Raw genomic sequence first — 10,079 nt, forward strand, 5'->3', positions numbered from 1 at the left:
CACGGGACCACCGGGCCCTACGGGGCCGCCGCGTCGATCGCCTTCACGATCCGCTTGTCCGAGATCGGGTACGCCGTCCCCAGCGCGTGGGCGAAGTAGCTCACCCGCAGCTCCTCGATCATCCAGCGGATGTCGGTGACCTCGGCCGGCACCGGACGTCCCTTCGGGAGCTGCTCCAGGAGCCAGGCGTACTCGTCCTGCATCTCCCGGACCTTCTCCATCCGGGTGGTGTCCCGCTGGACGCCCGTCGGCATCTGCTGGAGCCGCCGGTCCACCGCCACCAGGTAGCGCATCAGGTCCGGCAGCCGCTTCAGACCCGTACGGGTGACGAAGCCGGCCGGCACCAGCCAGGCCAGCTGCGCGCGCACGTCGGTCAGGTTGTCGATCAGCGCCAGGCTGTTCGTCGCCTTCAGCCGTCGCTCGCAGGCCTGCCAGGCCGCCAGGATCTGCTGGACCTGGCCCACCGTCCGCACCGTCGTGTCGACGAGGTCCGCGCGGACCCCGTCGTACAGCTTCCGGAAGGACTCCTCGTCCCAGGCCGGACCGCCGTGGTCCGCGATCAGCTTGTCGGCGGCGGCGGTGGCGCAGTCGTCGAAGAGCGCCTGGATCGAGCCGTGCGGGTTCGACGACAGGGCCAGCTTCTGCTGGTTGGTCAGCTTCTCCGAGGCGAACTTCGCCGGGTTCACCGGGATGTTCAGCATGATCAGCTTCCGGGTGCCCCGCCACATCGCCACCGCCTGCTCGGCCTCCGAGTCGAAGAGCCGCACGGCCACCGTGCCCGCCGCCGGCCCCTCCTCGTCGACCAGCGCCGGGTACGCCTTCACCGGCTGCCCGCCCCGCTTGGTCTCGAAGACCTTCGTGAGCGTCCCGATCGTCCAGTCCCTCAGGCCCGTGCGCTCCAGGGAGGGCCCGGACCCGTCCGGGCCGCCCGTCGCCGCCGCGGCGGCCTTGGAGAGCGCCTGACGGGCCTTGGGGCGCAGCTTCAGCCGCAGCGCCTCCAGGTCCTTGTCCTCGGCCAGCTTCCGGCGCCGCTCGTCGACGATCCGGAAGGTCACCTTGAGGTGCTCGGGGACCTTCGCCCAGTCGAAGTCCTCGGCCGTCACCGGCACGCCGACCATCCGCTGGAGCTCACGGGCGAGCGCGCCCGCCAGCGGCTCCTGCACGGGGACCACGGAGTCGAGGAAGCGGGTCGCGAAGTTCGGCGCCGGGACGTAGTGGCGGCGGATCGGCTTCGGCAGGGAGCGGATCAGCTCCGTGACGACCTCCGCGCGCAGTCCCGGGATCTGCCACTCGAAGCCCTCGTCGGTGACCTGGTTGAGCACCTGGAGCGGCACGTGGACGGTCACGCCGTCCGCGTCCGCGCCCGGCTCGAACTGGTACGTCACCCGGAACTTCAGCGCGCCCTGCCGCCACGAGTCGGGGTAGTCGTCCTTGGTGACGGCCCCCGCCTTCTCGTTGATGAGCATCTCGCGCTCGAAGTCGAGGAACTCCGGTTCCTCGTGGCGCTTGTGCTTCCACCAGGAGTCGAAGTGGGCACCCGACACGACGTGTTCGGGGACGCGCTTGTCGTAGAAGTCGAAGAGCGTCTCGTCGTCGACGAGGATGTCCCGGCGCCGGGCCCGGTGCTCCAGCTCCTCCACCTCGGTGAGCAGCTTGCGGTTGTCCGCGAAGAACTTGTGGTGCGTGCGCCAGTCGCCCTCGACGAGCGCGTTCCGGATGAACAGGTCGCGGGAGACCTCCGGGTCGATCCGCCCGTAGTTCACCTTGCGGTCGGCGACGATCGGGACGCCGTACAGCGTCACCTTCTCGAAGGCCATCACGGCCGCCTGGTCCTTCTCCCAGTGCGGCTCGCTGTACGTCTTCTTCACCAGGTGCTGCGCGAGCGGCTCGATCCACTCGGGCTCGATCCGGGCGTTGACCCGGGCCCAGAGCCGCGAGGTCTCCACCAGCTCGGCGGACATCACGAAGCGCGGGGGCTTCTTGAAGAGCGCGGAGCCGGGGAAGATCGCGAACTTGGCGTTCCGCGCGCCCAGGTACTCGTTCCGGGTGCCCTCGCGCTTCGGATCCCGGCCGCCGTCCTTGGACTCCTTCACGTCCTTCAGGCCGACGTGGGAGAGCAGGCCGGCCAGCAGGGACACGTGCACGGACTGCTCCGGCGCGTCCTCGTCGTTGAGGTGGATGCCCATCTGCTTCGCGACCGTCCGCAGCTGGGCGTAGATGTCCTGCCACTCGCGGATGCGCAGGAAGTTCAGGTACTCCTGCTTGCACATCCGGCGGAAGGAGCTGGAGCCGCGCTCCTTCTGCTGCTCGCGGACGTACCGCCACAGGTTGAGGAAGGCGAGGAAGTCGCTGGTCTCGTCCTTGAAGCGGGCGTGCAGCTGGTCGGCCTGCGCCTGCCTCTCCGCCGGCCGCTCGCGCGGGTCCTGGATGGACAGCGCCGCCGCGATCACCATGACCTCGCGGACGCAGCCGTTCTTGTCGGCCTCCAGGACCATCCGGGCCAGCCGCGGGTCCACCGGCAGCTGGGACAGCTTCCGGCCCTGCGGGGTGAGCCTCTTCTTCGGGTCCTTCTCGGTCGGGTCGATCGCGCCGAGCTCCTGGAGGAGCTGCACGCCGTCCCGGATGTTCCGGTGGTCCGGCGGGTCGATGAAGGGGAACTTCTCGATGTCGCCGAGGCCGGCGGCGGTCATCTGGAGGATGACGGAGGCCAGGTTCGTGCGGAGGATCTCCGCGTCCGTGAACTCGGGGCGGGTGAGGAAGTCGTCCTCCGAGTACAGCCGGATGCAGATGCCGTCCGACGTACGGCCGCAGCGGCCCTTGCGCTGGTTGGCGCTGGCCTGGCTGATCGGCTCGATCGGCAGCCGCTGCACCTTGGTCCGGTGCGAGTAGCGGGAGATGCGGGCGGTGCCCGGGTCGATCACGTACTTGATGCCGGGGACGGTCAGGGAGGTCTCGGCGACGTTCGTCGCGAGGACGACCCGGCGGCCGGAGTGCGCCTGGAAGACCCGGTGCTGCTCGGCGTGGGAGAGCCGGGCGTAAAGGGGGAGGACCTCCGTGTCGAAGAGCTTCTTCTTGAGCAGCGCGTCCGCCGTGTCGCGGATCTCGCGCTCGCCGGAGAGGAAGACCAGGACGTCGCCCGGTCCTTCCTTCTGCAGCTCGTCGACGGCGTCGCAGATCGCGGTGATCTGGTCGCGGTCGGACTCTTCCGAGTCCTCTTCGAGGAGGGGGCGGTAGCGGACCTCGACCGGATACGTACGGCCCGAGACCTCCACGATCGGGGCGTCGCCGAAGTGGCGGGAGAAGCGCTCCGGGTCGATGGTCGCGGAGGTGATCACGACCTTGAGGTCGGGGCGCCTGGGGAGGAGCTGGGCCAGGTAGCCGAGCAGGAAGTCGATGTTGAGGGACCGCTCGTGGGCCTCGTCGATGATGATCGTGTCGTACGCGCGCAGCTCGCGGTCCGTCTGGATCTCGGCGAGCAGGATGCCGTCCGTCATCAGCTTCACGAAGGTCGCGTCGGGGTTCACCTGGTCGGTGAAGCGGACCTTCCAGCCGACGGCCTCGCCGAGGGGGGTCCTCAGCTCCTCGGCGACCCGCTCGGCGACCGTGCGGGCGGCGATCCGGCGGGGCTGGGTGTGCCCGATCATGCCCCGGACGCCCCGGCCCAGCTCCAGACAGATCTTCGGAATCTGGGTGGTCTTTCCGGAGCCCGTCTCACCGGCGACGATCACGACCTGGTGGTCGCGTATCGCCTCCAGGATCTCGTCCTTCTTCTGCGAGACGGGCAGCTGTTCGGGATACGTGACCGCGGGCACGCGGGCGGCGCGCCCGTCCACGCGCTCCTTGGCCTTGGCCGCCTCGGCGGCGATCTCGTCCAGGACGGCCGCGCGGGCCTCGGGCTTGCGGATGCGGCGGGCGCCTTCGAGACGGCGGCCGAGCCGGTGGGAGTCCCGCAGCGAGACCTCGGCCAGGACGGACTGGAGGGCGGCGAAGGAAGTAGACATACGGGATCCAGGATCGCACCTGCGGACGAGAAGCGGCGAACCCATTTACGAAGGGGGGCGGGGCGCGGTGCGTAGTATTCCGGGCATCTGGCCCGGACCGGAGAGGTTTCGCATGTCCCGCACCAGCCGCGCGGCGGCGGCGCTCGCCGCGCTCCTGGGACTGGTGGTCGGCCTCCTGGTCTATGGCACCCCCGCTCAGGACGGCGTTCGGGTCGCGGCTGCCCCTGTCGCCGCTTCGGTCCCGGGCCCGGTCCCGGTCGCCGCCGCCGTCCCGGTCGTCCTCGGTGGCGCCGTGCCCGGCTGCGATCCGGGCCGTGCCGTCGACGAGGGGGCCGCGAGCCCCGTCGTACCGCCGCGCGCGCACGGCTTCGCCGAGCTGCTGCCGGCCCTGGTCGCCGACCGGGTGGTGCCCGCGGCCCGGCGGCCGGACGCGACCGGCCCGGCCGCGCGGGCGGGCCGGGAGCCACCCGCGCGCGTGCCGACCCCCGTGGAGCTGTCGGTCCTGAGGGTGTAGGCGGACGGCCCTCCCCCGCCGTCCTTCTCCCTCCCTCCTCCCCTCCTCCAGGAGCGCTTCCGCATGTCCAGGACCAAGACCGGTTCCCCGTCCAAGCCGATCGCGATCGTCTCCGGGGTCGCGGCGGCCGCCGTGCTGCTCAGCGTCGTCTCGTACACCGCCACCAAGCCCTCGTCCCCCGGCGCCTCCGGCTCCTCGTCCGTCGCCGAGGTCTCCGCCGACCCCTCCGCCGGCGTCTACGCCGAGCTGGAGGCGTACGCCCGCCGCGACGCCTCCGACAAGCTCGCCCTCGGCCGCGCCGACGCGCCCGTCGTCCTCGTCGAGTACGCCGACTTCAAGTGCGGCTACTGCGGGAAGTTCGCCCGCGACACCGAACCCGTCCTGGTGAGGAAGTACGTCGGGAACGGCACCCTGCGCATCGAGTGGCGGAACTTCCCGATCTTCGGAGAGGAGTCGGAGGCCGCCGCCCGCGCCTCCTGGGCGGCCGGGCGGCAGGGCCGGTTCTGGGAGTTCCACCGGGCCGCCTACGCCGAGGGCGCCAAGGAGAAGGGCTTCGGGAAGGAGCGGCTGACCGCCCTGGCGACCGAGGCCGGCGTCCGCGACCTCGCCCGGTTCGCCGAGGACAGCGGCAGCGCGGCCGCCCGGGAGGCCGTACGGAAGGACCAGGAGCAGGGGTACGAGCTCGGCGCCTCCTCCACCCCGTCGTTCCTCGTCAACGGCCGGCCGATCGCGGGCGCCCAGCCCCTGGAGACCTTCACGGAGGCCATCGAGGCGGCGGCGAAGGCCGCTCCGGGGAAGACCGTCCCGAAGGAGGCCGGCCGGTGACCTCCGGCATCGGCTACTTCGCCGCCTTCCTCGGTGGTCTCCTCGCCCTGCTCAGCCCGTGCAGCGCCCTGCTCCTGCCCGCCTTCTTCGCGTATTCGATCGACACGCGCGCGAAGCTCGTGGCCAGGACCGGCATCCTCTACGCGGGCCTGGCGACCACCCTCGTCCCGCTCGGCGCGGCCGGCTCCCTCGCCGGCCGGTTCTTCTACGGCCACCGGGACCTGCTCGTCACCGCCGGCGGCTGGCTGATCGTCGGCCTCGGCGTCCTCCAGATCCTCGGCCTCGGCTTCAGCTCCCGCCGGATCGCCGGGGCGAGCGGCCGGATCCGGCCCACCTCGGCGCTCTCCGTCTACGCCCTCGGCCTGGTCTACGGCCTCGCGGGCTTCTGCGCGGGCCCGATCCTGGGCAGCGTCCTGACGGTGGCGGCGCTGAGCGGCAGCCCGGCGTACGGGGGACTGCTCCTGGCCGTGTACGCGCTCGGCATGGCCGTCCCGCTGTTCGTCCTGGCGCTGCTCTGGGAGCGGTACGAGCTGGGCCGGCGGCGCTGGCTGCGCGGCCGGCCGCTCCGTGTCGGCCGCTTCGAGGTCCACTCCACCTCGCTGCTCTCGGGCCTCTTCTTCATCGCCCTCGGCGCCCTCTTCCTGGTCTTCGACGGGACGACCGCGCTGCCGGGCCTGCTCTCGGTGGACGACTCCTTCGCCGTGGAGGAGCGGGTCGCCTCGCTGGGCCGTTCGGTGCCGGACTGGGCGCTGCTCGTCGCGGTCGTGACGGCGGTGGCGGCGGTGCTCGCGGTGCGGGGCCGCAGGGCGCGGCGGCGCGAGGAGGCCTGAGCGGTACGGGAAAGGGGCGCGGGCCCCTTTCCCGTACCCCCGTCCTTCGGGGCGCACGGGGGCACGGGACGCACGAAGAAGGCCCCGCTCTTTCGAACGGGGCCTTCCTTCTGTGGCTGGGGCCGGGGTCGAACCGGCGACCTATCGCTTTTCAGGCGATCGCTCGTACCAACTGAGCTACCCAGCCACGAGGTCGTTTCCGACCTCGGCGATCCTGACGGGACTTGAACCCGCGACCTCCACCTTGACAGGGTGGCGAGCTAACCAACTGCTCCACAGGACCTTGCTTCGTGCGATCACTAGTCTCGCACACGGTAATGCGTGCCCCCAACGGGATTCGAACCCGTGCTACCGCCTTGAAAGGGCGGCGTCCTGGGCCACTAGACGATGAGGGCTAGAGGCTCACCTGCGCACTTCTCAGTGCGTCGGGGACGTGAGAAGCATATGGGATGCCGGCCGCTATCGCCAAAACGGTTTCCCGGCGGGGGAGAATGGGCCCGTGCTGGAGATGACGCGCGAGGAGTTCGAGGAGCTCGTCGCCGAGGCCCTGGACCGGATTCCGCCGGAGCTGACACGGCTCATGGACAACGTCGCCGTGTTCGTGGAGGACGAGCCCTCCCCGGACGATCCCGAGCTGCTCGGGCTCTACGAGGGGACGCCGCTGACCGAGCGCGGCGAGTGGTACGCCGGGGTGCTGCCCGACCGGATCACGATCTACCGGGGGCCGACGCTGCGGATGTGCGAGTCGCGCGAGGACGTGGTCGCGGAGACCGAGATCACCGTCGTGCACGAGATCGCCCACCACTTCGGCATCGACGACGAGCGGCTGCACGCGCTCGGCTACGGCTGATCGGGCCGGGTGCGGGCACGGGTGCGGTCCGTGGCCGGGACCCGGCGGCGGCGATCGGGCCGGGCGGGCGCGGGGCGTGGCCGGATCTGACGGGCGCGGCCGGATCGGAGCGGGGCGGGCCGTGGCCGGATCGGGTGGCTTCGGCCGGATCGGGCGGCCGTGCGGGGGCCGTGTCCCTTGTGGTGCCCGGGGAGTTGGGCAGGGCGACGCGTTCCGTTCCTGCCCGTTGTGTCCTGGAGGTGCCCCCCGTGCGCCATTTGCCCACCCCGGTGAGATGGGCCGCCACCGCGCTGGCCGTCGCGGCCTGTGCCGGTCTGAGCGGCTGTATGAGTGTGAGTGACGAGGGGGCGGAGCCGGCGCCCGGCGCGTCCGGGGGGAAGCACGGCGTGGCGGCCGAGGCCGACGGCGGCGGTGGTGACCAGGGCGGGAGCGGCGGGGCCTGGAACGGCAGGTCGGAACGGGGCGGCCCGGCGGCGGCCGGCGGGGGCAAGGCGTCCCCGGTCCCGAGCGGTTCGCCGTCGGGCACGGTGAAGCCCTCGGCGGGCGCGGTGCTGCCGGTGGAGGGCCCCGGCGGGTCCGGGGGGCCGTCGAAGCCGCAGCCGGCCGCCGGCGGACACGAGGCCACCGGCGGCGGCTCCGGCGGGGGCGGGGGGAGCGGCGACGGGGGCGGCGGGAACGGCGGCAGCGGCGACAGCGGCGGGGGCACCGGGGACCAGGGGGGCGGCGGGGCCACGCCCACGCCTGAGCCGACCCCGCCGAGCCCCGAGCCGACGCCCGAGCCGACCGCGAACCCGACGCCCGAGCCGACCCCGGAGCCGACCTCCAACCCCACCGATCCGCCGACCTCCGGCACCGACACCCAGATGGGTGCCGTGCGGGCGGCGGACGGGCCGGGAGCACCCACGGAGCCGGCGGCGTCCCCGCAGGTCGGGCCGGTGTGACGTAGTCCGATTTGCCACAGGTACGGGAGGGTGCGTATGGTGGTAGATCGTTTGATCCCATTGCCCGGCGCCGACACAGAAGAGCGCCGTGTGGCGCGTACTCTCCCTAGCCGTGGCTGACCGCATTGAGGCGGTCGTTTGCGAAATCACGGAGTTGACGGGCGCGTGCCGAGACTCCGGAAGGTTTCGCATTTCGCATGTCCATTTTCAGTTCTGACCACGCCGTCATGCCCGAGAACGACGAGATCGTCGAGGCCGTAGAGGCCGACGAGATCGTCGAGATCGTCGAGATCGAGGCGGACGACACCGGCGCCGAGGACTCCGTCGAGGAGCCCGCCGAGCCCACCATCACCTTCGGCGACCTCGGTCTGCCCGAGGGCGTCGTGCGCAAGCTCGCGCAGAACGGCGTCACCACCCCCTTCCCGATCCAGGCGGCGACCATCCCGGACGCCCTGGCCGGCAAGGACATCCTCGGCCGCGGCCGCACCGGCTCCGGCAAGACCCTCTCCTTCGGTCTGCCGCTGCTCGCCACCCTGGCGGACGGCCACACCGAGAAGAAGAAGCCCCGCGGCGTCATCCTCACCCCGACCCGTGAGCTCGCGATGCAGGTCGCGGACGCCCTCCAGCCCTACGGCGACGTGCTCGGCCTCAAGATGAAGGTCGTCTGCGGCGGTACGTCCATGGGCAACCAGATCTACGCCCTGGAGCGCGGCGTCGACATCCTCGTCGCCACCCCGGGCCGTCTGCGCGACGTCATCAACCGCGGCGCCTGCTCCCTCGAGAACGTCCAGGTCGCCGTCCTCGACGAGGCCGACCAGATGGCCGACCTGGGCTTCCTGCCCGAGGTCACCGAGCTGCTCGACCAGGTCCCGGTCGGCGGCCAGCGCCTCCTCTTCTCCGCCACCCTGGAGAACGAGATCGACAGCCTGGTCAAGCGCTACCTGGTGAACCCGGTCACGCACGAGGTCGACCCGTCCGCCGGTGCCGTCACCACCATGACCCACCACGTCCTCGTCGTGAAGCCGAAGGACAAGGCCCCGGTCACCGCCGCCATCGCCGCGCGCAAGGGCCGCACGATCATCTTCGTCCGCACCCAGCTGGGCGCCGACCGCATCGCCGAGCAGCTGCGCGACGCCGGTGTGAAGGCCGACGCCCTGCACGGCGGCATGACCCAGGGCGCCCGCACGCGCACCCTGGCCGACTTCAAGGACGGCTACGTCAACGCGCTCGTCGCGACCGACGTCGCCGCCCGCGGCATCCACGTCGACGGCATCGACCTGGTCCTGAACGTGGACCCGGCCGGCGACCACAAGGACTACCTGCACCGCTCGGGCCGCACCGCCCGTGCCGGCCGCTCCGGCGTCGTGGTCTCCCTGGCCCTGCCGCACCAGCGCCGCCAGATCTTCCGTCTGATGGAGGACGCGGGCGTCGACGCCTCGCGCCACATCGTCGGCGGCGCAGGCGCCTTCGACCCCGAGGTCGCCGAGATCACCGGCGCCCGTTCGCTGACCGAGGTCCAGGCCGACTCCGCGAACAACTCGGCCAAGCAGGCCGAGCGCGAGGTCGCCGACCTGACCAAGCAGCTGGAGCGCCTCCAGCGCCGTGCCGTCGAGCTCCGCGAGGAGGCCGACCGCCTGGTCGCCCGCGCCGCCCGCGAGCGCGGTGAGGACCCGGAGGCCGCCGTCGCCGAGGTGACCGAGGCCGCCGAGGCCGAGGTCGCGGCCGCAGCCGTCGAGGCCGAGCGCGCCGCGAAGGCCGAGGAGCGCCGCGAGGAGCGTCCGACCTTCCGCGACGAGCGGGGCAACTTCGAGCGCCGTGACCGCGGTGACCGCGGTGGCTTCAACCGTGACGACCGCGGTGACCGCGGTGGCTTCCGCGGCGGTGACCGTGGCGGCTTCCGCCGTGACGACCGTCCGTCCGGTGGCTTCCGTCGTGACGACCGTCCGTCGGGCGGTTTCAACCGTGACGACCGTGGTGGCCGTTCCTTCGAGCGTCGTGACAACGACCGTCCGTCCGGCGGTTTCCGTCGTGACGACCGTCCGTCGGGCGGTTTCAACCGTGACGACCGTGGTGGCCGTTCCTTCGAGCGTCGTGACAACGACCGTCCGTCCGGCGGTT

The 10,079-nt window shown here is 71.9% G+C and carries 7 protein-coding genes and 3 tRNA genes; 6 read left to right on the forward strand and 4 right to left on the reverse strand.

Annotated elements, in window-relative coordinates; translation table 11 throughout:
• Positions 1–17 precede the first annotated feature (17 nt).
• Positions 18–4,001, reverse strand: a complete 3,984-nt coding sequence (gene hrpA / locus ACZ66Z_RS32505) for an ATP-dependent RNA helicase HrpA (RefSeq protein ID WP_469939208.1) — start codon at positions 3,999–4,001, stop codon at positions 18–20.
• Positions 4,002–4,113: 112 nt separating this feature from the next.
• Here hrpA and ACZ66Z_RS32510 point away from each other — a divergent pair, with 112 nt between their 5' ends.
• The 3 genes from ACZ66Z_RS32510 (at position 4,114) to ACZ66Z_RS32520 (ending at position 6,170) form a co-directional block, all read left to right on the forward strand.
• Entirely contained in the window at positions 4,114–4,515 is a 402-nt protein-coding gene (locus tag ACZ66Z_RS32510; protein ID WP_469939210.1) for a hypothetical protein, read from the forward strand.
• A gap of 63 nt (positions 4,516–4,578) precedes the next feature.
• Complete coding sequence (locus tag ACZ66Z_RS32515; RefSeq protein WP_469939211.1) at positions 4,579–5,340, forward strand: DsbA family protein; 762 nt, start codon at positions 4,579–4,581, stop codon at positions 5,338–5,340.
• Positions 5,337–6,170 carry a cytochrome c biogenesis CcdA family protein gene (locus ACZ66Z_RS32520; RefSeq protein ID WP_469939213.1) on the forward strand — a complete coding sequence of 278 codons (834 nt, stop codon included), beginning with the start codon at positions 5,337–5,339 and terminating at the stop codon, positions 6,168–6,170. Before ACZ66Z_RS32515 ends, ACZ66Z_RS32520 begins: the two co-directional genes overlap by 4 nt.
• Before the next feature lie 113 nt (positions 6,171–6,283).
• Here the strand turns inward: ACZ66Z_RS32520 and ACZ66Z_RS32525 are convergent.
• From ACZ66Z_RS32525 to ACZ66Z_RS32535, 3 genes are all read right to left on the reverse strand, one after another.
• Positions 6,284–6,357: transfer RNA gene (locus tag ACZ66Z_RS32525), tRNA-Phe, on the reverse strand.
• Between the two features lie 22 nt (positions 6,358–6,379).
• Positions 6,380–6,453: transfer RNA gene (locus ACZ66Z_RS32530), tRNA-Asp, on the reverse strand.
• Positions 6,454–6,492: 39 nt separating this feature from the next.
• A tRNA-Glu gene (locus ACZ66Z_RS32535) sits at positions 6,493–6,565 on the reverse strand.
• A gap of 104 nt (positions 6,566–6,669) precedes the next feature.
• Between ACZ66Z_RS32535 and ACZ66Z_RS32540 the strand changes: the two genes are divergently transcribed.
• The 3 genes from ACZ66Z_RS32540 to ACZ66Z_RS32550 form a co-directional block, all read left to right on the forward strand.
• Positions 6,670–7,020, forward strand: a complete 351-nt coding sequence (locus tag ACZ66Z_RS32540; protein WP_030496497.1) for a metallopeptidase family protein — start codon at positions 6,670–6,672, stop codon at positions 7,018–7,020.
• 326 nt (positions 7,021–7,346) lie between these two features.
• Positions 7,347–7,961, forward strand: a complete 615-nt coding sequence (locus tag ACZ66Z_RS32545; protein ID WP_469939215.1) for a hypothetical protein — start codon at positions 7,347–7,349, stop codon at positions 7,959–7,961.
• 197 nt (positions 7,962–8,158) lie between these two features.
• On the forward strand, positions 8,159–10,079 hold a 1,921-nt coding region (locus tag ACZ66Z_RS32550; protein WP_469939217.1), incomplete at its 3' end, for a DEAD/DEAH box helicase.

Source organism: Streptomyces sp. NPDC107498 (assembly GCF_055582805.1).